Genomic DNA, 25,974 nt, shown 5'->3' on the forward strand with positions numbered 1-25,974 from the left:
TTGCGCCAACCTTAAAAATCTACTAAAATGAACTTTGACTTAAAAGAGATACTGACTGCGAGTATGATCCTCTTTGCAGTAATTGATATTGTAGGTAGCATTCCTATTATTATTGATCTGCGTAAGAAAGTAGGGCATATACAAAGTGAAAAAGCCTCTCTGGTAGCGGCTATATTAATGATACTATTCTTATTTGTAGGTAAAGAAATACTTAATCTTATCGGTATTGATGTCAATTCTTTTGCGGTTGCTGGTGCGTTTATCATATTCTTTCTAGCACTAGAAATGATACTGGGTATTCAATTATATAAAGATGATGAACCAGAAACTGCTGCTGTTGTTCCATTAGCATTTCCCCTTATAGCTGGAGCAGGAACAATGACTTCTATTCTATCTCTTAGAGCTGAATATCAACCGATTAATATTGTAATTGCCATTGTTATCAATATTATTTTTGTTTATATCGTTTTAAAATCTTCTGGAAGAATTGAAAAAGTTTTAGGTAAACAAGGAATTAATGTTATTCGTAAGATATTTGGTGTAATTTTGTTAGCTATTGCCGTAAAATTATTTGCAACTAATATAAAAGGCTTATTCTAAATGAAGTATTTTATTTATCTCCTAATTGTAGTAGCTACTTCTTTGATACTATACAATGCTACTGTTTTAAATTTTAGTAATCTCCTAGAAGGGGATAGTAAAACTGCGCTTATTAGCATTCTGGCCTCTGCCTGTGTTATTATTTTACTACTGATTTTATTAGTTTCCAGAGCTATCCAACAAAAACGTGGTAACAGATAAATTAGTAAAGGTATCTAAGCAATAAATGGTATTAAGAAACAGGCTATAATTACTGGCGGCAGTGATATAACTGCGAGGATCATAAAAAGGTTATGTAATTTCCTAAAGATAAGCGCCTTTTTTAAAGACTTTTTTAGTTTTATATCTTCGGTATTATCAATATGCTCCCTAATTAAATCTCCAGACACATATGAAGAATCGACAAGAATTTCATTATCTAAAAAGATGGATGCACTATTGTCTAACAACCTAAACGCCACAGCCACAATAAAGAAAAAAAGTGGAGAGCAAATTGCAATTGCTATTAGATACTCTGTTAGTTCAGACATATTTTGATTTTGGGGGCTTATATTTATTTACACTTGTATTCTATTTTTGTCAAAACTATCCGAAAAAAAACATTTTTTGTAATCACCCAACTAATAACCATTATCGAAACTAGCAAACAAAAATTATGAATACTTTTAATTACGAGAACTCTTTTCAGGCTTTTTTTTTAAAAAATCTATTCCATTATCATTAAAGATGTATTGTTTTAGCAATGATCGTGATACGTATGAGGATTCTATATAGATACTATGTTTAAGTAAAATAGAACCACTATTATCCATTAACCGAAGTACTGCAGCAGCAATAAAAGATATAAATGCTGTAACAATAAGAAAATCATCAGAAATTAACATATCGCTTTGTTTTAATTAAGAGCTATCGGATATCGATAAAACTTTTTGGATCATTTTATCATCTTTATTAATAATCTTTTCGAACGCACTAGTTCCGAATAACTGCTGAGCCATAATAGCTTTCAGATATTTCTTTAATTGCTCTCTATAATTTTGCAAATTAATATCTACACCTCTTTTTCTTGTGTAAGCTAAGAATCCATCTGCAAAATCATCATCAATCTCTATTTCTTGCTTAAATTGTTCTTCGGTAAGCTTGTTATAAAAATCTCTTTTTTTATCAAGCTCTTCGAATATGTACCCACCCATTCTTCCGGATCTTAGCATATAATCTAGCGTCTCTCCAACTCTGGTCGTATCTTTACTTACAAAAATATCAGGTATAATCCCTCCTCCTCCATATACGGTTTTGCCTCCTGGTGTTTTAAACTTCAAAGAATCTGCAACTTGTATACTATCTGCATTTTGCAATTCGCCATTTTTATAACGCTCTAAGTATTCATTAAAATACTCTTTATTGCCGTTCTCATATGGTTTCTGAATGGATCGCCCTGTCGGGGTGTAATATCTAGAAATTGTTAGCCTAATCGCACTGCCATCACCTAAGGCCATCTCTCTTTGCACTAATCCTTTTCCATAAGAACGTCTGCCGACAATCGTTCCTCTATCATTATCCTGAATAGCTCCAGCGAAAATTTCGCTTGCAGACGCAGAATTCTCATTAATTAACACATAGACATTTCCTTTTTCGAAACTTCCGTTACGTGTGGCATAGTTATTCTCTATGGATCCTTTTTTGTTTTTAGTGAACATGATAAGCTTATCATTTTCTAAGAACTCATCTGCCATTTTTAATGCAGGAGCAATAAAACCACCTCCATTGTCCCTGAGATCAACAACTAAGGTCTCTGCTCCTAGATCCTGTAAAGAATCTAATGCATTTTTAAACTCCTTATACGTAGTTTCTGCAAAGCGATTTACTTTTATATATCCTAAGTTTTCTTTTAGCATATAACTAGCATCCACACTTCGTAGCGGCACTCTACCCCGCTTAACGACTACGTCAAATATACCCTTACCTTTTCTATAAACCTTTAATTGAACCTGGCTGTTTAATTCTCCTTTTAGCTTATCTGCTAATCCATCTCTTCTTAAACGCTCTCCATACAGCGTATCATTATCTGCCATAAGAATTCGATCACCTGCCATAATTCCTGATCGTTCGCTTGGACCTCCTTTTATGGTATTAATGACGGAAATGGTATCTCTATAAGGATAGTAACTTACTCCAATACCAATAAAATCTCCCTGCATACTTTCTGTGATCCCTTCTAGTTCTTCTGGAGGTATATATACAGAATGTGGATCCAGATTTTCAAGAATTCTGTTTACGGTAACATCTACAATACTATCGGTATTGATTTCGTCAACATACTCATAATCTATATAATCAATAAGACGGTTTAATTTTTCCTTTTTAGCATTATAGGAAAATAACTTAGCTGATGGATTGCTAAAATCGAGTTTACTTCCTAAAAAAACTCCCGCTCCCATCGCCAAACCAATAAATAATGGCAAGTATTTTTTTGAATAACCCATTAATCGTCTAAATCACTAATCTGTTCTATTTCCACTCCAGCTTTCTCTAAAAATGAAAGTCCTGAATTATCTTTATATCCTTTTTGATACACTATCCTCTTTATTCCTGCTTGATGAATCAACTTACTACACTCTTTACAAGGTGATAGTGTAATATATAACGTAGCTCCTTTGCACGATTGTGTCGAAGAAGCTACTTTAGAAATTGCATTAGCTTCGGCATGAAGCACATACCATTTCGTATATCCTTCTTCATCTTCACAATAATTTTCGAAACCCGTTGGAGTTCCATTAAATCCATCAGAAATAATCATTCTATCTTTAACAATAACCGCACCAACTTTCTTTCTCTCACAATGGGATAACTTTCCCCACTCTCTTGCTATCCTAAGATACGCTTTGTCATATTTTAGTTGTTTTTTTTTTGACATATAAAAATTGGATGGCAACTGTATTTATTAAAATACGAATATATTATGACTATGTGTCAAATACAACCCTAATTGACAATAAATTACCATATTTTGTTTGAAATTATCATCGGAACAACCATCCCTATTACTATTGAAGAAACGACTAGTATCCAATCTCGTTTAGAGAATCTGAAAATCGTTTGAATAATAAAACTGATTATAAGAACTATGATCACTACAATAAGTTGTGCTAGTTCTATCCCCAAAGCAAATTCAATCAGTGGTAAAATTTTCGAACTAACATTACTGCTAACTGCATTAAAAAAACTAGAAAAACCCAATCCATGAATAAGTCCGAAAAAAATTGTGGTAGCATATAATACACTAACTTTGTTTTTACCTGCAGTTTTTCCTGCTGTAAAAACGTTAAATATTGCCGCTGCTAAAATAGTTATCGGAATTAAAAACTCTACTAATTTAGAGTTTACAGAAACCACATCATACACGGCTAAAAACAGCGAAGTAGTATGCCCCAGAGTAAATAAAGTTACCAGTAAAAGAATCCTTTTCCAGTTATCAAAAGTATACGCAACAGTTAGTACTATTAAGAATAGGATATGATCATAGGCCTGCCAATCTAGAACGTGGTATAAGCCGAGCTTTACATAAAGCCAAAATTCTGACATAATTTTAAGGTTTTGAGGTGGCCTAATGTACAATTAAAAAGAACAATTTAGAAGTTTTGTAAGAAGTCTTATAAAAATTTTAGGAATATTGACCATTTAAAGGAGTTGCTTGGTCATTTATCGAATTTTTATCATTCTTAAAGAACATATTAAACTTTCGAATACATAAATCATTAATTTTAAGATTCACAAATTATAAATTTTAAAAAACTTGTTTATGGATATTCAAAAATGGTTAGATAAAGGGTTAGATTTTATTATAGATTTTGGTCCAAAGGTTATAGGAGCAATTCTCATATGGATTATAGGTTCCTGGGTTATTAAAAAATTAATGACGGGAATCTCTAAAATAATGACCGCAAGAAATTATGATGAAAGCTTGCAAAAATTCCTTACTAATCTACTAGGATGGATCTTAAAAATCGTATTAATACTTGCCGTACTTGGCACAGTAGGTGTAGAAACCACTTCTTTTGCTGCAATATTAGCTGCTGCTGGTTTAGCTGTTGGTCTAGCTTTGCAAGGATCTTTGGCGAATTTTGCCGGAGGTGTGCTCATTATGATTTTTAAACCTTTTAAAATTGGAGACCTAATAGAAGCTCAAGGGGTTTTAGGTGTTGTAAAGGAAATAGAAATTTTTACTACTAAATTGTCTACTCCAGAAAATAAAGAAGCTATTATTCCTAACGGAACCTTATCCAATGGTAATATTATCAATTATACTTCTCAAGGAACACTAAGAGTGGATCTTAATATAGGTATTGGATATGGAGATGATATTAAAAAGGCAAAAGACGTTATTATGAAAGTCCTTACAGACAATCCTAAAGTTTTAAAAGATCCTGCTCCTACAGTTGCCGTTAGTGAGCTAGGAGATAACGCAATAAATCTAGTAGTACGACCTAATGTAAATGTAGCGGATTATTGGGATGTTTATTTTAAAGCTCTAGAAGATTCTAAAAACGCATTGGATGCTGCTGGAATTTCAATCCCTTATCCACAAAGAGATATTCACGTCCATAATGTTAAATAATCATACAAACAAAAAAAGGCCTCTTATAAGAGGTCTTTTTTCTTTTACAACGTTCCATTCTTTATATACTAAAAAAAATCATTTTAGTTATTTTACTTAGGAATATTAGAGGTATTGTACTATTACCTACCTAAAAGCATATCATTAGACACCAAACGCTAGGTATATTGCAATGGTAATATAAACAAACCTTTATAGCCATATGAAAGCAATATCCACTTTCATCCATGATGACTTTTTACTGCAAAATGAATTTTCTAAAATTCTCTATCATACGTATGCTAAAAATCTATCTATCATAGATTATCATAATCATTTATCTCCAGAAGATATTTGCAACAACAGAAAATTTAATACTATTACGGAAGTCTGGTTGCAAGGTGATCATTATAAGTGGCGAGCTATGCGAACACTGGGTATTAGCGAGTATTTTATTACAGGAAATTCCACGGATAAAGAAAAATTCCTAAAATGGGCAGAAACCGTTCCATATACAATAAGAAATCCATTATTTCATTGGTCACATATAGAACTTAAAAAACACTTCTCGATCAATGATCTATTATCCTCAGATAATGCAGAAAAAATTTATCTCTCTACTAATGAGCAATTACAAAATCGTGGTCATTCAACTCAAGGATTATTGAAAATGAATAAGGTTGATGTAGTCTGCACCACTGACGATCCAATTGATACTCTTGATTTTCATAAAGCATACGGTACTCAAGAAAAATCAATGAAGCTATTACCTACTTTTAGACCAGACAAATCGTACGCTGTAGAAGATTCTTTATCGTACACAGACTATCTTATTAAACTAGGTGAAAAATCCAATATACAGATTAAAAGCTTTGGGGATCTTTTGTTAGCACTAGAAAACAGAATTGATTACTTTCATGCTGCTGGATGTAGGTTATCTGATCATGGTTTAGAGAATTTATACCATTTCTCTAAAGGTGCTTATAATATCGAACAAATTTTCAAAAAAATACAATCTAAAAAACCACTTGAGGCCGTAGAGGCCAATTATTTTAAATTCGAAGTTTTATCTTATCTGAGTATTTGTTATCATGAAAGAGGATGGGTACAACAATTCCATCTAGGCGCTATTAGAAACAATAACGAAAGGCTTTTACAAAAGCTTGGTCCAGATACCGGATTTGATTCTATTGGAGACTATTCTCAAGCTAAGCATCTAAGTGGTTTTTTAAATTCTTTGGATAAAACAGATCAATTACCTAAAACCATTATTTACAATCTAAATCCTTCAGATAATGAAGTTTTTGCCTCTATGGTAGGTAATTTTAATGACGGTAGCATTAAAGGAAAAGTTCAATATGGTGCTGCGTGGTGGTTTTTAGATCAAAAAGATGGTATGGAAAAACATTTAAACACTTTATCTAATCTTGGTATACTAAGTTGTTTTGTGGGAATGCTAACTGATTCAAGAAGTTTTTTATCGTTTCCAAGACATGATTATTTTCGTCGCATTCTTTGTAATCTACTTGGTGAAGATGTAAAAAATGGAATGCTCCCCAGAGATGAAAAGTGGTTAGGAAAAATTGTTTCTGACATCTGCTATAACAATGCTAAAGAGTATTTTCCCTTTTAAAAAAAGTAGGGAAGATGTAACACAAGACACCTTCCCCACAAACAATTCAAAAACTAACAAAATGTGAACTCTTATTATTCTTTAAGTATCGTTACATACGTTCCTTTAAAACTTTGGTTTAACACCATCATTTCCAGTATATCATCCCCTTTGTCCGGAACAACTTCAATAGAAGCTTGTCCATTAGACATTTTTATGGATTCGCTACCCATAGGAGTACCTAAATGTTTTTTGGTTTTTCCTCCAGACAAACATTGAAAATATATTCTTTCTTCATAGTCTAAGCATCTTAAACCATCTTTGTCTCTTGCTGTAGCTATAACTAGGTAATTTCCATTTTCTAATTTTTTATAAGAAAGTGATAACGAATTAGCTATATCATTCTTTTTATATCTATAATGAATACTAAGACTATCTGTCACTTTTTCTCCATCTTTAAAACCAACTGCTTTTAGCTTATTGGCTCCTTCCTTAAAAAGCACATCCCAGGTAAGTCCAGAAGCAGGAAACACATTTATATCCTTTTTCTTTTGACCTAAGGCCTTGCCTTCAAAATATAGTTCCACATTATCACAATTACTATATATGTTCACTGTCCTTGGTTCGTCTTTAGGGCCTTGTCTTTCTGTCCAGCTATGTGATTCTATATATACAAAAGGATCCTTTGCCCAGTAACTTTTAAAAACATAGTATGCATCTTTAGGGTTTCCTTCCCTATCCATAATACCCTTTTGATTCATGTATGGAATATCATTTTCCGGTCTTAATGGAGTGCCAAAATCTTTAAATGCCCATTGCACGTTACCAACGAAAGACTTGTTAGTTTCTGATATTTTTAGGTGCCAGTCAAAAAGATCTACAATATAGTTTTCACTCCAATCACCAATCTTTGCAATATTGGTAACCGAAGTTTGTGTTATTGCTTCCGTCCAACCATCAGGGTCCATAGCTCCCTGACCATCAATTGGGTTTTCTGTATGTCGCCCATAATGACTAGAACCTCCATATTCCGCATGAAGAAAATGAGGATATTCTTTGATATACTTTTTTAGCGCTTTTTCATACGTTGTATAACTACCAGAATACCAACCCGACCAGATTGAAGGAGAGAATACATCCACAATATCAGAACCCGCATAATATTTCCTGATAGCTGTCATTCTTGTTGGATCCAAGGTATGCGATAATGTATTTAATTCTTTTAAAAAACTATTTAGTTCCTCTTCGTTATCACCATCTTCAAAATCTGGTAACCAATAAATTTCATTCCCCAAAGACCATATAATCACACTTGGATGATTATAGTTTTGATTAATAATCTCGGATAACATATTCTTAGTATTGGTTTTCCACTTTTCATTCCCGATACCTCCTCTACACCATGGCAATTCATCCCATACCAGAATTCCTAATTCATCACACATTTTATAAACCTCAGGATCTTGTGGATAATGCGCTAACCTTATAAAGTTAGCCCCCATTTCCTTAATCGCTTTAATATCTTTGCGATGTAACGTATTTGGCATAGCAGCACCATATCCTGCATGCTCCTCATGACGATGTGTTCCCCGTAACAATACTCTCCTGCCATTTAGATAGAATGGTCCATTTTTCTTGAATTCGAACCAACGAAAACCTAACCGATCTACTAATTTATCAACTTGTTCTCCGGATTTTAATAATAAAACTTCTACCCTATATAAATTAGGAGTATCAATATCCCAAAGTAATGGTTTATTGGTGTTCTTGAAATTTATTGTTAATTGGTTGCTATTTGCTTTTTTCGAAACAGTTTGTATCTTTTTCCCACTTGGCTCAAATAGCTGTGCAATGACTTCATATCCTTCTTTTGCATTTACTCCTCCTATTTCCAAATCTAACCTCAGCGATGCTTTTTCATTAGAAACATCTGGAGTAGTAATTTTTAGATTCGAAATACTAGATGTATGCTTTTTAATAAGCCATACATCTCTGGTAATTCCACCATAAATAAAAAAGTCACTTTTCTGAGAAGGTATTATTTCTCGATTATAACTGTTATCTACACGAACCAATATTTCGTTTTTCCCATTCTTTAACTGATCCGAAATATCAAAAGAAAAACCAATATAACCACCGATATGTTCTCCGGAAAGTTTACCATTTACATACAGTTGCGTAGTAATGTTTGAGCCTTCAAAATATAATTGATATGCTAACTTCTCATCTATAGTATCTATCTGGATGTATTTTCTATACCAACTGGCACTTCTTCTATATCCAGGTTGAAGATCCATGGTATCAAAATTATTCCAGGTGTGTGGTAAATTAATTGACATCCAATCAGTTTGTTTATGTACCTGATCTACATCCTCTAAATTCAATTCCAGATATTCCCAATCATTATTAATATTCTCTTTTGACCTGTATCCCTGTGCAGAACAATATGCAGAGAGAAAAACAAATACTACAATCCTAATTAAATTACAAGAATACAAAACAGCATTATTCATAGGTTTCTAGAGCTTTATTTAATACTTGTTCTTCTTAGAATTGCTTCTAAAAAATAATAATCCGCATAACTAATTGGACCATTTATCTCGTCATTTTTTGGCCAGTTTCCTGTACTATGATTTAGAATGAATGGTATGTTTGATTCATTTTGTATAATATATTTAATGGATGAAAGGTTACTCATAATTCGATCAGAAAAATCTAAATATTTTTTATCACCCGTATGTTCATACAACTCAATCAATCCTGAAGCAATTACTGTTGCCGCAGAAGCGTCTCTAGGCTCGCTAGGAATATTAGGTGCATCAAAATCCCAATAGGGTATAGCATCTTCAGGAAGATTTATGTGATTCATTAAAAAACCTGCAATTTTTTTAGACTGTTCTAGAAATTCAACATTCTTGGTGTATCTATATGCCATTATAAATCCGTAAAGTCCCCAAGCTTGTCCGCGTGCCCAAGAAGATTCATTTCCAAACCCCTGATGTGTAACTTTAGATCTTATATTTCCCGTTATGGTGTCATAATCCACCACGTGATAGCTACTATTGTTGTTTCTAAAGTGATTTTTTAATGTTGTTTTGGCATGTTGCTCTGCTATTTCATAATATTTAGAGTCCTCGGAATAATTGGATGCTTCAAAAAGTAATTCCAGATTCATCATATTATCAATAATCACCGGAAACTGCCATTCTTCTTTATTAAAATCCCATGATCGGATAGAACCAATAGTACTATTGTATCGAGTAGATAACGTCTGAGCACTTTCTAGAATGATGCTCTTATAAGATTCGTCATTGGTTATCTTATATCCATTTCCAAAACTACAAAACACTTTAAAACCCATATCATGGGTTCTATCATTATTTTTTTCTTTCTCTATAAATGCCGTCCATTTCTTAGCTTTATCACTGTATTTGTCATCTCCTGTAATTTCATATATAAGCCATAGACTACCTGCAAAAAAGCCACTTGTCCAATCTTTTGATGGTACTTTTTTTATAGATCCATTCTCACCAGCGCTTCTTGGAAAAGCTAATGAATCTAATGGATACTCTAGTAAATAAGAAAACCTATCAGCATATTTGATAACAGAGTCTTGTTGTATTATCAATTCTTCTTTATTATCCGAAGATGTATTTTTACATCCTATAAAAAATACTAACAAGATGACTAAGAATACGTGAGGTCTAAATCTTTTTTCCTTTATCATAGCATAGATATCGATTAATATCCTGGGTTTTGTGGCAATAAGTTCGGATTTCTTACTAACTCATCTGCGGGTAATGGTAATAAATAATCTTGATTTGGATCAAAATTTACTTTTATCCCTTCTAAACCCGTTGCACTAAACACCTCATTACCAAGTCTTCTTCTAACAATATCATACCACCTTTTAAACTCAAAAGCGAGTTCCCATTTACGTTCTTCTAAAACCACGGTTCTTAAGTCATCTTGTGACAATCCCGAGATATCTGCCGGAAAATCAGAACCATTACCACTTCTTGCTCTAGCTCTTACTCTATTTATATACCCATGAGCTTCATTTGATCCTGGGCTTATTTCATTTAATGCTTCTGCAGCGATTAATAATACCTCTGCATAACGCATCATCATATAGTTAGCTTCTGATCCTCTACCATTTCCAGTTGCAGTAGCTCCTATGGCACGGGTATACTTTGCTATATGTGGACGATTTACACCTCTACCGGCCCCACTTTCTCGAAAAACAGTAAAGGGTCTTTCCTCTAATGTTTGGATGCCTGTAACAGGATCTGTTATCTTAAAAACCCCTGTAACATCTAGACTAACTCGCTTTCTGTAATCTCTTTCATCCCAGGTATTAAAGACTTCTAAAGAAGGAACACCAACAGACCAACCACCACCAAGACCATATTGTTGGTCATCTCTAAGACCAGTCAATGCTGCTTGATAATCCCTTCCATCGTCTCCATTACTAGCTCCGATAAAATCTAATACAAAAATGGGTTCCGAAGAGCTATCGATTTTACTAGAATCAAATAAATCTTGAAAATCTGGCTCTAACCCTAAGTTATACGTTCCTTCATTATCAATGACTCCTTTGGCTTCATCATAGGCTTTCTGGTATTCACCGATAGTTAAGTATACTAATGCTAAATAAGACTGCGCTGCAGATTTAGCAGGTATGGATCTGGCCGCTTGATTATCAGGTAACCAAGTTTTAGCAAACTCGAAATCTGCAATAATATTTTCATACACATCCTCAACTGGAGTTTTACTAATAGAACTTGCTGCTTCTAAATCAGTTACTGGTGTATCTAAATAAGGAATATCACCAAATTGTCTTACTAAATGAAAATAAGCAAATCCTCTTGCAAAATATGCCAGAGCAGTAACTGGATTTTTTATTTCGTCTTCTACACTTACTTCTTCTGCACCAGCAATTGCTTGATTGGCTGCCGCTATCATTTGATAAGTTTTAAGCCAAGATCTGTCAATCATTGCGTTGTCGGTAGAAACATTAAACTCATCATGTTCAATTCTTCTTGGTGCTGTTGTCGGGTCACCAATGGCAACCATATCACCACGTAACATTAATGCTAAAGACATTCTTCTACCCCAAAAATTTTCATGAGTCATATGCCCATAAGCACCATTTGCTGCTGTCTTTATATCATTTACATTATTAAAAAAACCATCTGGAGCTAATAGTCCTATTGGTTCTTCTTCTAAGTCAGAACACCCTATTATTGATAATCCTATCAATAAGAATAAATATTTATATTGTTTCATAATATATGCTTTAAATTATTGATCAAAATTTTACACCAAGACTAAAATTCACAGATCTAACCGTTGGATAATTCCCAAAATCAAATCCATTAAATGTGTTTTGACTACCTGAACCGCCACCTCCCAAAAAATTCACTTCAGGATCTAATCCGGAGTAATCTGTAAATGTTACTAAGTTTTGAGCACTTATAGATACCCTGATAGAATCCATACGTAACTTATCAGTAACCTGTGAAGGTAAATTGTAACCTAAAGCTATGTTCTTTAATCTGATATAGCTTCCATCTTCTACAAAACGAGAAGAAATTTGTTTTCCTCTAAGTTTAGCAGAAGGTATATCTGTATTTGTGTTTGTCGGTGTCCAGGCATTTAATACATCCGTAGTAGTATTAGAATCTCCATTAAACAGCTGTACATTAGTAAGATTCATAACATCTCCACCATACGCACCTTGAAAAAAGATACTTAAATCAATGTCTTTATAGGTAAAAGTGTTCGTAATACCAATTGTAAAATCCGGGTTAGGATCTCCTATTATTTGTTGATCATCCGTAGTAATTACGCCGTCTAAATTACCATCTTCATCCGCTAAATCCGTGAACAATTGATCTCCTGCCTCTCCACCTTCAAAAACAGCCGTTCCTTCTGGTAAAGCTCCCCCTTGGTAAACACCTCGATATTCGTATCCCCAAAAAACACCAACAGCTTCTCCTTCTCTTAAAACATGTGTTTGGTCTATATTAAAATACCCTGGAGAAGCATCTTGAAATATATCCTCACCATTTAATAAACTAACAAACTCATTTTTATTTGTAGACCAATTAAAATCTGTAGTCCAACTAAAATTTTCATTACTAATATTTCTTGTGTTTAAGGTAATCTCAAATCCTTTATTATTAATCTCTCCTACGTTTCTTAAACTAGCTGCCGTTAGAAACCCTAAATATTCTGGTTGACTAGAATCTGCGATGATAAGATCTTTAGTGTTGATGTTATAGTAATCTAATGAAAGAGAGATTCTATTAGAAAACATTCCTAGATCCAAACCGATATTAGTTTGATAAGAAGATTCCCATTTTAGATCTGGATTTGCAACTTGATTTGGAGTCACATTAATTACAGTCTGTCCATTGATAGGAGTAAAGACAGATGCAAAACTGGCTAGTGACCCATATGCAACAATTGCCTGATTACCAGTAACACCGTAACTCGCCCTTAACTTTAGATTAGAAACAGTCTGATTATCTTTTAAGAAGTTTTCGTTTGATATTTTCCAACCAAAGGCACCTGATGGGAAAATTGCATATTTTTCATTTTTAGCAAAATTCGATGATCCATCTCTTCTAACTGTAGCTGTTAGTAAATATTTGTCATCATAATCAAAATTTAACCTACCGAATTGAGATTGAATCTCTATTTCAGAAAAAGAGGAAGTAGGTATCAATTGATTAGAACCTGTTTGCAATGCGTGATAAGAAAAAGAATCTGAAGTAAATCCTTCAGCTCCTGCAGAGAATCTATCTGTAGCATTTTTTTGATATGAGTATCCAGCTAATAAAGTAAGATTCCCTTTTCCTATTTCTGCCTTATAGGTTAAATAGTTTTCACTTAAGACACTTGTACTCTTAGAGTTTGTTATCGTTGCTCTTCCACCGGTACCAGCTCCAGCTGTAGTTATTAAAGTTGAAGGACTAAATGTTCCTTGAGTACCATTAATGGTACTAAAACCAAATGTTGTTTTGAAAGTAAGATTTTCAAAAATATCATAATTGGCATATAAATTTGCTCTGTAATTATCTGTTTTTGTCTCATCGATACTTTCTGTAGCAATTGCAAATGGATTATCTACATTATCACCAACAGAATTAATTGTATTGAGACCGTTAGCATCTTGTACTCCAAGATCTGGTGCAAATCGAAATAATAATGAAACCACATCATCTCCACCACCATTTACCGTGGAACCAGTTGATTGTGTAGGAACACCATCTTTATTTCCTCGACTACCAAATATATTGGCTCCTAGTTTTAACTTATCTGTTACTTGTGCATCGATATTGGACAAGAAAGAGATTCTTTCGAATTCGGAATTTATAATCACACCTTCTTGTTTAAAATAGGTAGCAGAAGCATAAAAATTTATTTTATCACTTCCTCCAGAAAAAGAAAATTGATGATTCGCAGTACTACCACTTCTATATAACAAATCTTGCCAATCAGTATTAACAGGTCCTTGAACGTATCCTGAATTGATCGTTTGTTGATATGCTGCAAATTGATCGGCATTTAATAAATCCAATCGATTAGCTGTATTCTGAATAGAATAGGTAGTATTCACCTCAACAGATAACTTACCTTTTCTACCTTTTTTTGTAGTCACTAAAACAACACCATTAGAACCTCTAGAACCATAAATAGCTGTAGCCGATGCATCTTTTAGAATCTCTATGGATTCTATATCATTTGCTTGTGGAAAAACACCTCCAACAAACCCATCCACAACTATAAGAGGAGCACTACTGGCATTAATAGAAGTATTTCCTCTAATCCTTACATTTATGGGAGCACCAGGTTCTCCTCCATTATTAGATTGAACTACAACACCGGCTGCACGTCCTTGGAGTGCTTGTGCTGCATCTAACACAGGGAAAGCATTCAACTCTTCTGAATTTACCGAAGATACCGAACCTGTTACATCACTTTTTCGTCGAGATCCATATCCTACTACAACAATTTGCTCTAAAGACTCTACAGAAGTAGTTAAAGTAACATTAATATTTTTATTGCTTCCCACCTTTATTTCTTGATCAGTAAACCCTACATAAGAAAATACCAAAATTGAATTTTCATCAGGTACGCTTATAGTATACAATCCATCAAAATCAGTGGTGGTTCCATTAGTTGTATTTTTTATTTTAACATTAGCACCAGGAATAGGTACTCCATTATCTGAGGTAACGATACCGCTAACATCAATTTGAGCAGATAAACCTGACCCCATCATAATTAAAAGAATTGGGATACACTTTCTTAGTAACTTTAAGTACGTATACTTTTCATTCATGAGTGTTGATTTATGTTAGTGAGTATTTCTAATAGAGGTATATAATCAGAAGACAAAAAAATACAATACACAGCGAGAAAAGAAGCTGTAAAAAAATATATCTGTTTTGTTTCCAATTCATACTCAAACCTAGTTAAAACACTATATCTAAAAGTTCAAAAAAGGGTATACTTATGTACTAAACGCTGATTATTAGTAGATAAGAAGAGATATTCTTATAAAAACTACCTTTTTTTAAGAAAAGAATTTTGAAGCGTATTCTGAAGGTGTTTGATCAAAATGTTTTTTGAAGCATTTTGTAAAATATTTTGGGTTTCGAAAACCAACTTTGTAGCAAACCTCTGAAATATTTATCTGACCTAATTCCAATAATTGAGATGCTCTTTTCATTCTTATAGAGTGAATGAATTCATTAGGTGTTAAATTTGTCCATCCTTTAATCTTAGAAAATAACATTGTCCTACTTACTCCTAGCTCTGAGCTAAAGTATGGGATATCAAAAGACGTGTTGCTTATATTATCTTCCACGATTTTCACTGCTTTTTTCAACAGCTCTTCATCAACAGAAGTCACCGTTATATCTGATGATTTATAGTCATTGGATGAGAACTTTTCTTTTTGTTTTTGTATGGAAGAAAGTAAGTTTTTAATCGTTAATAAAAACTCTTTTACGTTAAATGGTTTATTGATATAGGCATCTGCTCCTGATTCCAAACCATCGAATTTATATATTAATGATGTTCTAGAAGTCAACAAAATAAAAGGAATGTGACTCGTCCTGATATCATTCTTAATTTTAGCACACAGCTCGGTTCCTTCCATTTTTGGCATGATCACATCGCTTATAATTAGATCCGGTAGCTTCTGCAGTGTCTTTATAAAAGCTACTTGCCCGTTCTCTGCTTTAATAACTTGATAATAATCCTTAAGCATGTCACCAATAAAATTCCTTAATTCATCATTATCCTCTGCAATCAGAATCAATGGTTTTTGATCATCCTTGTCTACCATTTCTAGATCCACGTCTTTACTTCTTCTAACCGAGGAGATTTGATTCTCATACTGACTGATATCATCACTTATTTTAAAATCTTTTATGATATCGGATTCATTAAGATGTTCCTTTCCTATTTTCAGTTTTACTCTAAAAATAGATCCTTTATCTACATTAGTCTCTACAACTTCAATCACACCTTTATGCAGATCAACCGCTTTCTTTGCTATAGACAGTCCAATACCACTCGCTTGATTAAACTGTTTTTGATAATCTTTATCTCCGGCTACTTCATAAAAACGATCAAACACTTTATCTACAAACTCTTTATCGATACCTTTTCCATTATCTTGTATCTCCACTATGGCTTCTTTTCCTTTCTGAAAAATTCTAATATTAATTTCCCCTCCTTCCGAAGTATATTTAAATGCATTAGAAATTAGGTTGTAGAATACTCTTTCTAATTTGTATCTATCAAAATATACTTCAATAATTTCCGAAGAAGCTTCGAATGTATAGTTGTAAGATCCTGCTTTTGCAAATTCGTTAAAGGACAGATAAATTTCCTTTAAATATTTAACCAAATTACCTTCTGCGACTTCCAGCTTGGAATGTTTATTTTCAAACTTTCTAAAATCCAGCAATTGATTAATCAATTTCAGTAATTGATCGGCATTACGTTCTATAACCAATAACCGTTTATACATCTTATTACTTCCTTGATAATTTTCTATTAGTTGTTGTAAAGGTGCTATGATCAATGCGAGTGGCGTTCTGAATTCATGAGAAATATTAGTAAAAAACTCTAGCTTAGAACGGTTCATTTCTTCTTTCCTAATATTTTCTAGATGTTCTAAATCTAATTTATGCTTCAGTTTCGTTTTTGCCTTATTAATTTGGTTTAATCCGAACAATGCCAAAACTATCATTAATACATATCCTGCAAAGGCAATTGGGCTTTTCCAAGGAGCCGGTTTCAATGATATTTTTAATTGCGTTGCTTCGTCATTCCAAATACTATCATTATTCGCTCCTTTTACTTCAAAAGTATAATTCCCTGGTTTTTGTATTGCATAATTTACTTCTGTATTTTTTGTATACTGCCATTGATCATCTAACCCAACTAATCGATATGCATATTGATTGTTTAATGGGTTAATAAAATTAGGCATAGCAAAACTAATCCCAAAAGAAGCCTGATCATACAACAATGTTAATTTATCAGTATATGAAATACTCTTTTTTAATACTTTTTCATCTCCATATGTATCAATTCTCTTACCCTGAACATTAAAATCTGTTAAGACTACTTGCGGTACGAAAGTGTTCTTTTTTATCTGATTAGGATTCAAAAAAGAGACACCAGATGGACCACCAAAATAGATATCCCCATTCTTAGCTTTTAAGCACGAATTATTATTAAACTCATTACTGATCAGTCCATCTGTTTGATTATAAAGAATTGAAGTTTTTTTATCAGGATTATACGCCACAATACCTTTGTTGGAACTTATCCATATAACATTATCATCATATTCTATAATACTAAAAACTGTACTAATTTTTGTTCCTACTACATTAAGCTCTAATCTATTAAACTTATTACCATCAAACTTATAAATCCCATTTGCCTTGGTTCCAACGTAGAGCACTCCTTTTCTATCTTCATATATACTTAAAATATCATCTCCTGATAATTGTTCTTCATTAAAAAAGAAACGCTTTACAGTAATTATTTGTTTATCATTTAACTTATCTTTTTCTATATAATTAAGGCCATTCTGAGTACCGATCCATAAATTAGAACCTTTATCGACAAATAAAATTCTAATTCTATCATTAGAAAGTGATTTTTTATTTATTCCGTTATGATCTATAAATCTGAAGTCTTTATTTATTAAATCATATTGAATAAGACCTTTTCCAAAAGTCCCCAAATACATAAATTGTTCGGATTTTTTAATCGTATATACTCCGATATCTTTAAGAAGTACTCGTAAATCTTTACTTAATGAATTAGTAACAAACTTCTTAGCGTTTATATCGTATAAAGCTACACCGGCATTATATGTTCCGATCCAAAGTTTTTGGTCATCCAGAAATAGCGATTTTATATTGAGACTAGGAAGTTCATCATCAGAAACTTTTTGAATATCAAAAGATTGATTTTTCTTTAAATCTAATATACTAATACCTTTCCCTTCTGTACCAAAATATATTTTACCAGAATCATCCTGTAAAATACTACTAACCACGCCATATTCAATATCGTCATTATTATTCTTTCTAAGCGCTATAAAGTTAGAATTAGATTCATCCCAGATATTAATCCCTCCGTAATATGTTCCAAGCCAAGTTGAACCCTTCTTATCGATAAAAATTGTTTTGATCGAGTTTCTACTAAGACTTTTTAGGTTATTCTGTTGATGTTTAATAGAAATAATAGCATCATCATTGTTTTTTATACAAAGCCCATCATAGGTTGCTATCCATAGGACTCCACGATTATCTATGGACAAACTCCTAACATCCTTATTGATTATTTGATTTTTACTAGTTCTTTCTACATGTTTAAAAGAACCAGAGGTTAGATCGTAATAATTAAGGCCTCCATATTTAGTTCCAATCCATAATCTATTTTTGTCATCTTCGACAATAGCCTGAATATAAGAATCACTTAAGTTATTTGACCTTTGGCTACTATAAAATCTTTCAAAACTAAAACTATTCTCATTACCTTTTTTCAGTCTATTTAAACCATTTGCAGTACCTATCCAAATATCTCTTTTCTTGTCTTCATATATACTCAAAACATAATTATTAGACAGACTTGAAGCATTAGTAGGATCATTTTTAATAGTAATAAATGAATCGGATTCTCTGTCATATATCATAAGACCATTAGAAGAACCGAACCAAAGTTCTCCATTATGTAACATTTTAATAGACCAAATTGTATTATCCGAAATACTTCCCTTTTTGCTAGAATGAAAATATGATTTAAACACATTAAGTTTCGGGTCATATCTATTTAAACCATTATAAGTTCCTATCCAAATATAACCTTCTTGATCCTCCTGTATGGATAAAATATCATTATTACTAATTGAGGTAGAATCATTAAGTATATTTCTATATACGGTAAAATTATCTCCATCATATTTATTCAATCCATCTCTGGTTCCAATCCACATGAGTCCTAACCGATCCTGATGAATAGCGATTACCGAACTTTGTGATAAGCCATCGGAAGTAAATAAATGTAAAAACTTATTGTAAAAATTATCTTGAGCGATAGATACGACAGAAATAAAAAATAAAAGTAATGCGTATATATATTTCATCAATTCCCTTAAAATTTTCTCTTAATAACGTTAAGCTTTTCAAAATATTAAAAAAATGTTAATAACTTAACCTTATCCCTATTCTTTAATCTATTAATTTCTTGTCAATCATTCAGTCCCTTCACTAGTTGATAATAATACAACGAAGGTATTAATTCCATCTCCGCGTTAGCAAAAAGAGCATATGATTTATTTCTCAAAGGATCCAAATGAACTGTTATTCTGTCTAAAAGATGTTGATGATTAATCCTAGAGTGTTGATCAAGAATGGGATTTTAAAAAACATATCTCATCAAAACTATTAAAACTTATACTAGTAGTAGTTCAGTTTAAGGGTGTCAATTGTTCAAATAATCAAAAAAAGTCTTAAAAATTTAATATTTATTCTATCCTAACCCCAAGGCACCAATCAAATAATCAAATTTTTAATAAAAACTGTTTTTAACAATCAAAACGCATAAAAATCTAATAATCAGATTATTGTACTTTTCTATCCTGTTTTCTGTATGATCCTTTTCCGAAAATTGATTTGTAATTGTCATAAAAGCTTCAAATTTGAGATAGTTGAATATTTTTCTCTTTTCTATATGGATAATAAAGTAATAGTACTCACAGGTGGCGGTGGTGTTTTAGGTAAAACAATGGCCTTGGCCTTAGCTAAAAAAGGCGCTAAACTTGCCATTTTAGATTTGAGAAAAGATGCCGCCGAAGAGGTAGTGAAAGAAATTAAAACACAAGGAGGAGTTGCAATTGGTATTGCTGCAGATGTACTTAGCAAAGAATCTTTATTAAAAGCACGGACCGAAATCAACTCCAAATTAGGAAGCTGTGATATTTTAATTAATGGTGCCGGAGGTAATCATCCTAAAGGAACTACATCCAATACCCATTTGGTTTTAGAAGATCTCGAAAATAAACAAAATGACTTTAAAACTTTCTTTGATTTAGATTCTGAAGGAATTCAATTTGTTTTTAATCTTAATTTTATCGGTACTTTATTACCTACTCAGGTTTTTGCTCAGGACATGATCGGAAAAGATGGTTGTAGTATTCTTAATATCTCTTCGATGAATGCTTTTACACCCTTAACCAAAATTCCAGCTTATAGTGGTGCAAAAGCAGCAATTTCAAATTTCACTCAGTGGCTTGCAGTACATTTTGCAAAAGTAGGTATTAGAGTGAACGCATTAGCTCCTGGTTTTTTTCTAACGGATCAAAACAGATCATTGCTAACAGACTCCGAAGGAAATCCAACACAAAGAGGTAAAACAATTATAGAACACACCCCAATGGGTAGATATGGAGAACCCGAAGATCTTATTGGAACAACAGAGTGGTTATGTAGCGACGGTTCCAAATTCGTAACAGGCATTGTAGTGCCAATTGATGGCGGTTTTAGTGCATTTAGTGGTGTTTAAAATACATAAATATGAATTTAGAACAAACATGGAGATGGTATGGACCCAATGACCCAGTCTCATTATCAGACATAAAACAAGCGGGAGCAACGGGTATTGTATCTGCATTACATCATATTGCTAATGGAGAAGTTTGGACTATAGAAGAAATACTAAAAAGAAAGAATATCATAGAAGCATCTGGGCTCAATTGGTCGGTGGTAGAAAGTGTACCCATACACGAGAATATCAAAACTAGATCCGGAAAATATCAAGAATACATAGAAAATTATAAAACTACTATAAAAAACTTAAGCACTTGTAAAATCAATATTATCTGTTATAATTTCATGCCTGTTCTGGATTGGACTAGAACCAATTTAGAATATGAAGTCTCTGATGGATCTACAGCATTGCGATTTGATGCTACAGAGTTTACTGTTTTTGATTTATTACTACTTAAAAGACCGGGTGCAGAAAAAGAATATACAGATACCCAAGTAAAGGCAGCAAAAACTTTAGAAAAGCAAATGTCTGATGCTCAAAAGAAACTGCTTGTGAACAATATCATCGCAGGTTTGCCAGGTGCAGAAGAAGGATATTCTTTAGAAGACTTTAATACTATTTTGGATACTTATAAAAATATTGGAGCTAAAGAATTAAAGGAAAATTTATACTCATTTTTAAAAGAAATCATCCCAATTGCAGAAGAATCAAGAGTACTTATGTGTATCCATCCTGATGACCCACCGTACTCAATTCTAGGTTTACCAAGAGTAGTAAGTACAGAACGAGATATTCTCGATTTATATAGCGCAGTGGATTCTCCTAATAATGGACTTACGTTTTGTACAGGATCTTTTGGGTTACGGAAGGATAATGATTTACCAGCAATGATCGAGCGTCTAGGAAATCGAATACATTTCATACACTTAAGAAGCACGAAAAGAGATGAAGAAGGTAATTTTTATGAAGCCAATCATCTCGAAGGAGATGTTGATATGTATAAAGTGATGAAAGCTTTAATCAACGAACAAAACAAAAGACAAAAGTCAGGTAGATCGGACTTAAACATCCCAATGAGGCCAGATCATGGTCACAAAATGTTAGACGATCAACATAAGAAAACAAATCCCGGATATTCCGGTATCGGAAGGCTTCGAGGTCTCGCTGAACTAAGAGGTCTCGAGCTGGGAATTAGAAAATCACTTTAATAAAAAATTAAAATATATAATTATGGCTACTGCTTACCAATCCAGATATGCATCCCATCCTAAGGCTGTTAAAGCTATGGATACCACAGAACTTAGAGATGAATTTTTGATAGAAAATCTTATGCAACTGGGACAAATCAATCTGACGTATTCTCATTACGACAGGTACATTGCTGGATCTGCAGTGCCAAAAGATACTTTAAAACTAGAGCCAATTGATCCTCTAAAAGCTGAGTATTTTTTGGAACGAAGAGAGCTTGGGATCATTAATGTTGGTGGAAAAGGAGAAGTTGTTGTAGACGGAACTTCTTATGATCTAGAATATAAAGAAGCCTTATACATAGGAAAAGGAAATAAAGATATATTGTTTAAAAGTCAGAGCGAATCCAACCCTGCTAAATTTTATATCAACTCTGCACCAGCTCACCGTAATTATCCTACAGTCAAAGTAACAAAAGAAAAAGCTAACAAAATAGAGCTAGGATCTTTAGAAACCTCTAATCATAGAACAGTATTACAATTGATTGTTGGTGGCATCGTAGAGACTTGCCAGTTACAAATGGGAATGACAGAATTGAAAAAAGGTAGTGTTTGGAACACAATGCCCGCTCATTCTCATGACCGAAGAATGGAAGTGTATTTTTATTTTGAAGTGCCAAAAGACCAATCTGTTTGTCATTTTATGGGTCAAACGGATGAAACCAGACATATCTGGATGCAAAATGAACAAGCAGTAATTTCTCCACCTTGGTCAATCCATTCCGGCTCAGGAACCTCTAATTACACATTTATATGGGGAATGGCAGGAGAGAATTTGGATTATGGCGATATGGACAAATGTGAAATAACAGCTCTTAAATAAATACAACTATGTCATTATCTCTATTTGATTTAAAAGGTAAAAATGCACTGATTACTGGAGCAACTCACGGTTTAGGAATGGCAATGGCAAAAGGATTAGGACTTGCCGGGGCAACTGTCATAGTAAATGGTAATTCTTCTCAAGAAAAAATAGACCGCGCAGTCGAAACGTACAAGGGTTTAGGTATACACGCCAGAGGATATAAATTCGACGTAACTAATGAAGCAGCTGTAATACAAGCTATACAGCAAATTGAAACTGAAATTGGAACCATCGACATTTTAATTAATAATGCTGGAATTATTAAACGTGTTCCGCTTGAAGAAATGGAAGTCACCGATTTCAAAAAAGTGATTGATGTAGATCTGGTGAGCCCTTTTATAGTTTCTAAACATGTTGTAAAAGGAATGATCAGACGAAAATCAGGAAAGATTATAAACATCTGTTCTATGATGAGTGAGCTGGGTCGCAATACAGTTGGTGCCTATGCTGCTGCCAAAGGAGGATTAAAAATGCTTACACAGAATATGGCAACCGAATGGGCAAAACACAACATACAAGTTAATGGTATCGGACCAGGATATTTTGCAACCGAACAAACGGCTCCAATCCGGGTGGACGGACATCCCTTTAATGATTTTATAATCAATCGAACACCGTCAGCAAAGTGGGGAGATCCAAATGATCTAGCGGGTACAGCTATATTTTTATCCTCTAAGGCAAGTGATTTTGTAAATGGTCATATTCTTTATGTGGATGGTGGTATTCTAGCTACCATAGGTAAACCAGCAAATGAAAAGTAATGAAACATCTATTTATTATTACCTCCATATTTATCTTGATTATTTCAAGTTGTAAAAAGACCGAAAAGCATACCATAAAAACAAAATACATAAGCTTTAAGAACATTCTGGATGTTAACCGAACAGATGAAAGTATTATTATAAGCAGAGATAAAATATTATCTATACTGGATAGTATTCCTAATAATAAAGTTCCTTTAATCAAAGACTCATCTGGGAAAATCATTCCTTTTCAACTAGATGACTTAGAAAAAGATGGTATCTGGGATGAACTCAGCTTAGCTCTTGACTTTACATCAAATCAAACGGTCAAGTTAGAATTAACTACTATCGCTAGAGAAAGCATTCCTTCATTCACCCCAAGAACGAATATTAGATTCGGAATCGGAACGAACAAAACCAATGTAAAAGAAGTTCTAAAGCAAAATCGTACTGGAGATCCCAGAGCTAATGATAGTCTTTTTTATCAAATGGAAGGCCCTGCATGGGAGAACGATAAAGTTGGATTTAGATTTTATTTCGATCCACGAAATGGTATAGACATTTTTGGAAAAACAACTTCAGAACTAGTTCTTGACAGAGTTGGTCTGGGAGACGCAAATTATCACGAATTAGATGATTGGGGAATGGATATTCTAAAAGTTGGAAACTCACTTGGTGCCGGAGCATTAGCCATAAAATATAATGATTCACTTATCAGAATCACTGGAAAAGATCAAGCCGAATTTAAAGTCATTGCTGAAGGTCCAGTAAGATCAATTTTTGACATGATCTATAAGAATTCAAAAATTGGAGAACGAAATATCGATCTAACTCATAGAATTACAATCTGGAAAGGACAATGGGGATATCAAAGTGAAGTTTTTTTTAGCGGTGTTACAGATGACATGAAATTAGTAAGTGGTATTGTCAATCTCAAACCTAACAAGCCGTATTCAAAGACTTTAAAAAACTATTACGCTCTGGAAACTTTTGGCCCACAATCAGAAAATAATGATGCTCTGGGAATGGCAATAATAGTATCAAAAGAAGATTTTATAAATAAAGGTGAAGCTCTACAGGAAAAAGCAGATATCCAACAAACATATTACACAATCATGAGTGCTTCGAATAAAAAGTCTACCGCTTTTTATGTTCTTTCTGGATGGGAACAATCTGATCAACAGTTTAAAACGTATAACGGGTTTAAAAAAATGATTGACAACAAGATTGAAAGACTATCAAATCCAATACTGACTCAATAATATGGAAAAAAGAGTTGTCACTTTAGACGAAGTTTTAATGCGTCTCACCAATGCATCTAATGAGCGTTTCGAGCAGTCGGTTTCATATGCTATTAATTTGGTTGGAACAGAAGCCAATTTGACAGGATTAATTTATAGCCTACTATGCAAAGATGATCAACACACAATGGAATTTGCCGTCGCATCATCTGTACGGAAACATAGTATTCTTGGTGATGCAAATTTGCTTTCTGATAGGATAAGTGGAGCAGTTATTACAGAGTGATAACATCGGAAGATTATTAGGATAAATGAAATACACAAATGACCATATAATTAAAGTAATGGAAGACACAGGATTGATTCCTGTTTTTAACCATTCAGACATTAGCATAGCAAAAGAAGTATTAGATGCTTCCTATCAAGCAGGTATTAGAGTATTTGAATTTACAAATAGAGACACAAAAGCATTAAACGTTTTTATTGAATTACGAAAATATGCATCTAAATATGATGATCTTATTTTGGGTATAGGTACCATTTTTACTAAAACTCAAAGCGAACGATTTCTGAATGCTGGCGCAGACTTCATCGTTTCTCCAGCCCTGATTCATGAAGTTGCTGATTTTTGTAACAAAAAAGAAATAGTATGGATTCCGGGATGTGCTACCATCACCGAAGTATATACTGCTCATCGATTAGGTGCACAACTCATTAAAGCTTTTCCGGGGAATATTCTTGGCCCCAATTTTATAAAAGCAGTTAAAACAGTCTTGCCACAAGTAAAAATAATGCCTACAGGAGGTGTGGAACCAACTTTAGAAAACCTGAAACTTTGGTTTAATTCCGATGTTAGTTGTGTTGGGATGGGGTCACAGCTTTTCAATAAAAATGATATTAAAAGTAAAAACTTTCCAAAACTGACTGAAGACATTAAAGAAGCGCTACAGCATATACAAAAAATCAAAAACATATAAA

21 protein-coding genes are annotated in these 25,974 nt (G+C 33.2%); 11 read left to right on the forward strand and 10 right to left on the reverse strand.

The annotated features are described in order from the left end of the window. The first annotated feature begins 27 nt into the window (after positions 1 to 27). Both D1818_RS12300 and D1818_RS12305 read left to right on the forward strand, forming a co-directional pair. Positions 28 to 600, forward strand: a complete 573-nt coding sequence (locus D1818_RS12300; protein ID WP_118459300.1) for a MarC family protein — start codon at positions 28 to 30, stop codon at positions 598 to 600. Beyond that, entirely contained in the window at positions 601 to 801 is a 201-nt protein-coding gene (locus tag D1818_RS12305) for a hypothetical protein (protein ID WP_118459301.1), read from the forward strand. Positions 802 to 815: 14 nt separating this feature from the next. Here the strand turns inward: D1818_RS12305 and D1818_RS12310 are convergent, their stop codons facing one another. The 5 genes from D1818_RS12310 to D1818_RS12330 all read right to left on the reverse strand — a co-directional run bounded on the left by D1818_RS12310 (position 816) and on the right by D1818_RS12330 (position 4,182). After that, positions 816 to 1,130: a hypothetical protein gene (locus D1818_RS12310; protein WP_118459302.1), complete on the reverse strand. Its 315-nt coding sequence runs from the start codon at positions 1,128 to 1,130 to the stop codon at positions 816 to 818. Between the two features lie 135 nt (positions 1,131 to 1,265). Further along, complete coding sequence (locus tag D1818_RS12315) at positions 1,266 to 1,484, reverse strand: hypothetical protein (protein WP_118459303.1); 219 nt, start codon at positions 1,482 to 1,484, stop codon at positions 1,266 to 1,268. Between the two features lie 15 nt (positions 1,485 to 1,499). Continuing rightward, the gene (locus D1818_RS12320; RefSeq protein WP_367183226.1) at positions 1,500 to 3,062 is read right to left on the reverse strand and encodes a S41 family peptidase; all 1,563 of its coding nucleotides are present in this window, start codon (positions 3,060 to 3,062) and stop codon (positions 1,500 to 1,502) included. A gap of 20 nt (positions 3,063 to 3,082) precedes the next feature. Then, positions 3,083 to 3,514, reverse strand: coding sequence for a dCMP deaminase family protein (locus tag D1818_RS12325; protein WP_118459305.1), 432 nt, complete (start codon positions 3,512 to 3,514; stop codon positions 3,083 to 3,085). An 83-nt stretch (positions 3,515 to 3,597) separates the two neighbouring features. Then, on the reverse strand, positions 3,598 to 4,182 hold the full coding sequence (locus D1818_RS12330; RefSeq protein ID WP_118459306.1) for a HupE/UreJ family protein: 585 nt from the start codon (positions 4,180 to 4,182) through the stop codon (positions 3,598 to 3,600). 217 nt (positions 4,183 to 4,399) lie between these two features. On the opposite strand from D1818_RS12330, the gene D1818_RS12335 reads away from it, so the two are divergent. Beyond that, positions 4,400 to 5,215: a mechanosensitive ion channel family protein gene (locus tag D1818_RS12335; protein ID WP_118459307.1), complete on the forward strand. Its 816-nt coding sequence runs from the start codon at positions 4,400 to 4,402 to the stop codon at positions 5,213 to 5,215. A gap of 202 nt (positions 5,216 to 5,417) precedes the next feature. Then, positions 5,418 to 6,827 carry a glucuronate isomerase gene (uxaC, locus tag D1818_RS12340; RefSeq protein ID WP_118459308.1) on the forward strand — a complete coding sequence of 470 codons (1,410 nt, stop codon included), beginning with the start codon at positions 5,418 to 5,420 and terminating at the stop codon, positions 6,825 to 6,827. Positions 6,828 to 6,901: 74 nt separating this feature from the next. On the opposite strand, the gene D1818_RS12345 is transcribed toward uxaC, so the two are convergent. From D1818_RS12345 to D1818_RS12365, 5 genes are all read right to left on the reverse strand, one after another. Beyond that, on the reverse strand, positions 6,902 to 9,319 hold the full coding sequence (locus D1818_RS12345) for a glycoside hydrolase family 2 TIM barrel-domain containing protein (protein ID WP_118459309.1): 2,418 nt from the start codon (positions 9,317 to 9,319) through the stop codon (positions 6,902 to 6,904). Between the two features lie 14 nt (positions 9,320 to 9,333). Next, positions 9,334 to 10,533: a glycoside hydrolase family 88 protein gene (locus tag D1818_RS12350; RefSeq protein WP_118459310.1), complete on the reverse strand. Its 1,200-nt coding sequence runs from the start codon at positions 10,531 to 10,533 to the stop codon at positions 9,334 to 9,336. A 14-nt stretch (positions 10,534 to 10,547) separates the two neighbouring features. Next, positions 10,548 to 12,095: a RagB/SusD family nutrient uptake outer membrane protein gene (locus D1818_RS12355; protein WP_118459311.1), complete on the reverse strand. Its 1,548-nt coding sequence runs from the start codon at positions 12,093 to 12,095 to the stop codon at positions 10,548 to 10,550. A gap of 22 nt (positions 12,096 to 12,117) precedes the next feature. Continuing rightward, a complete protein-coding gene (locus D1818_RS12360) occupies positions 12,118 to 15,159 on the reverse strand; it encodes a TonB-dependent receptor (RefSeq protein WP_233558506.1) in 3,042 nt (1,013 codons plus the stop codon). Between the two features lie 234 nt (positions 15,160 to 15,393). Continuing rightward, positions 15,394 to 19,497, reverse strand: a complete 4,104-nt coding sequence (locus tag D1818_RS12365; protein WP_118459313.1) for a two-component regulator propeller domain-containing protein — start codon at positions 19,495 to 19,497, stop codon at positions 15,394 to 15,396. A 587-nt stretch (positions 19,498 to 20,084) separates the two neighbouring features. Here D1818_RS12365 and D1818_RS12370 point away from each other — a divergent pair. The 7 genes from D1818_RS12370 to D1818_RS12400 are packed head-to-tail and all read left to right on the forward strand — an operon-like array spanning position 20,085 to position 25,973. Beyond that, entirely contained in the window at positions 20,085 to 20,915 is an 831-nt protein-coding gene (locus tag D1818_RS12370) for an SDR family oxidoreductase (protein ID WP_199726296.1), read from the forward strand. Positions 20,916 to 20,926: 11 nt separating this feature from the next. After that, on the forward strand, positions 20,927 to 22,108 hold the full coding sequence (gene uxuA, locus D1818_RS12375; RefSeq protein ID WP_118459315.1) for a mannonate dehydratase: 1,182 nt from the start codon (positions 20,927 to 20,929) through the stop codon (positions 22,106 to 22,108). Positions 22,109 to 22,130: 22 nt separating this feature from the next. Then, positions 22,131 to 22,970: a 5-dehydro-4-deoxy-D-glucuronate isomerase gene (gene kduI, locus D1818_RS12380; RefSeq protein ID WP_118459316.1), complete on the forward strand. Its 840-nt coding sequence runs from the start codon at positions 22,131 to 22,133 to the stop codon at positions 22,968 to 22,970. 8 nt (positions 22,971 to 22,978) lie between these two features. Further along, the gene (locus D1818_RS12385; protein WP_118459317.1) at positions 22,979 to 23,773 is read left to right on the forward strand and encodes a gluconate 5-dehydrogenase; all 795 of its coding nucleotides are present in this window, start codon (positions 22,979 to 22,981) and stop codon (positions 23,771 to 23,773) included. Then, positions 23,773 to 25,017: a DUF4861 domain-containing protein gene (locus D1818_RS12390; RefSeq protein ID WP_118459318.1), complete on the forward strand. Its 1,245-nt coding sequence runs from the start codon at positions 23,773 to 23,775 to the stop codon at positions 25,015 to 25,017. Before D1818_RS12385 ends, D1818_RS12390 begins: the two co-directional genes overlap by 1 nt. Before the next feature lies 1 nt (position 25,018). Continuing rightward, a complete protein-coding gene (locus tag D1818_RS12395; RefSeq protein ID WP_118459319.1) occupies positions 25,019 to 25,282 on the forward strand; it encodes a hypothetical protein in 264 nt (87 codons plus the stop codon). Between the two features lie 25 nt (positions 25,283 to 25,307). Then, positions 25,308 to 25,973, forward strand: a complete 666-nt coding sequence (locus tag D1818_RS12400; RefSeq protein ID WP_118459320.1) for a bifunctional 4-hydroxy-2-oxoglutarate aldolase/2-dehydro-3-deoxy-phosphogluconate aldolase — start codon at positions 25,308 to 25,310, stop codon at positions 25,971 to 25,973. Position 25,974: the final 1 nt, after the last annotated feature.

It is taken from the genome of Aquimarina sp. BL5 (assembly GCF_003443675.1).
GTDB lineage: Bacteria > Bacteroidota > Bacteroidia > Flavobacteriales > Flavobacteriaceae > Aquimarina.

Coding starts and splice junctions, on each gene's coding strand:
- D1818_RS12300 (WP_118459300.1), top strand. CDS start 28: ATGAACTTTGACTTAAAAGAGATACTGACTGCGAGTATGATCCTCTTT.
- D1818_RS12305 (WP_118459301.1), top strand. CDS start 601: ATGAAGTATTTTATTTATCTCCTAATTGTAGTAGCTACTTCTTTGATA.
- D1818_RS12310 (WP_118459302.1), bottom strand. CDS start 1,130: ATGTCTGAACTAACAGAGTATCTAATAGCAATTGCAATTTGCTCTCCA.
- D1818_RS12315 (WP_118459303.1), bottom strand. CDS start 1,484: ATGTTAATTTCTGATGATTTTCTTATTGTTACAGCATTTATATCTTTT.
- D1818_RS12325 (WP_118459305.1), bottom strand. CDS start 3,514: ATGTCAAAAAAAAAACAACTAAAATATGACAAAGCGTATCTTAGGATA.
- D1818_RS12330 (WP_118459306.1), bottom strand. CDS start 4,182: ATGTCAGAATTTTGGCTTTATGTAAAGCTCGGCTTATACCACGTTCTA.
- D1818_RS12335 (WP_118459307.1), top strand. CDS start 4,400: ATGGATATTCAAAAATGGTTAGATAAAGGGTTAGATTTTATTATAGAT.
- uxaC (WP_118459308.1), top strand. CDS start 5,418: ATGAAAGCAATATCCACTTTCATCCATGATGACTTTTTACTGCAAAAT.
- D1818_RS12345 (WP_118459309.1), bottom strand. CDS start 9,319: ATGAATAATGCTGTTTTGTATTCTTGTAATTTAATTAGGATTGTAGTA.
- D1818_RS12350 (WP_118459310.1), bottom strand. CDS start 10,533: ATGATAAAGGAAAAAAGATTTAGACCTCACGTATTCTTAGTCATCTTG.
- D1818_RS12355 (WP_118459311.1), bottom strand. CDS start 12,095: ATGAAACAATATAAATATTTATTCTTATTGATAGGATTATCAATAATA.
- D1818_RS12360 (WP_233558506.1), bottom strand. CDS start 15,159: ATGAATGAAAAGTATACGTACTTAAAGTTACTAAGAAAGTGTATCCCA.
- D1818_RS12365 (WP_118459313.1), bottom strand. CDS start 19,497: ATGAAATATATATACGCATTACTTTTATTTTTTATTTCTGTCGTATCT.
- D1818_RS12370 (WP_199726296.1), top strand. CDS start 20,085: ATGGATAATAAAGTAATAGTACTCACAGGTGGCGGTGGTGTTTTAGGT.
- uxuA (WP_118459315.1), top strand. CDS start 20,927: ATGAATTTAGAACAAACATGGAGATGGTATGGACCCAATGACCCAGTC.
- kduI (WP_118459316.1), top strand. CDS start 22,131: ATGGCTACTGCTTACCAATCCAGATATGCATCCCATCCTAAGGCTGTT.
- D1818_RS12385 (WP_118459317.1), top strand. CDS start 22,979: ATGTCATTATCTCTATTTGATTTAAAAGGTAAAAATGCACTGATTACT.
- D1818_RS12390 (WP_118459318.1), top strand. CDS start 23,773: ATGAAACATCTATTTATTATTACCTCCATATTTATCTTGATTATTTCA.
- D1818_RS12395 (WP_118459319.1), top strand. CDS start 25,019: ATGGAAAAAAGAGTTGTCACTTTAGACGAAGTTTTAATGCGTCTCACC.
- D1818_RS12400 (WP_118459320.1), top strand. CDS start 25,308: ATGAAATACACAAATGACCATATAATTAAAGTAATGGAAGACACAGGA.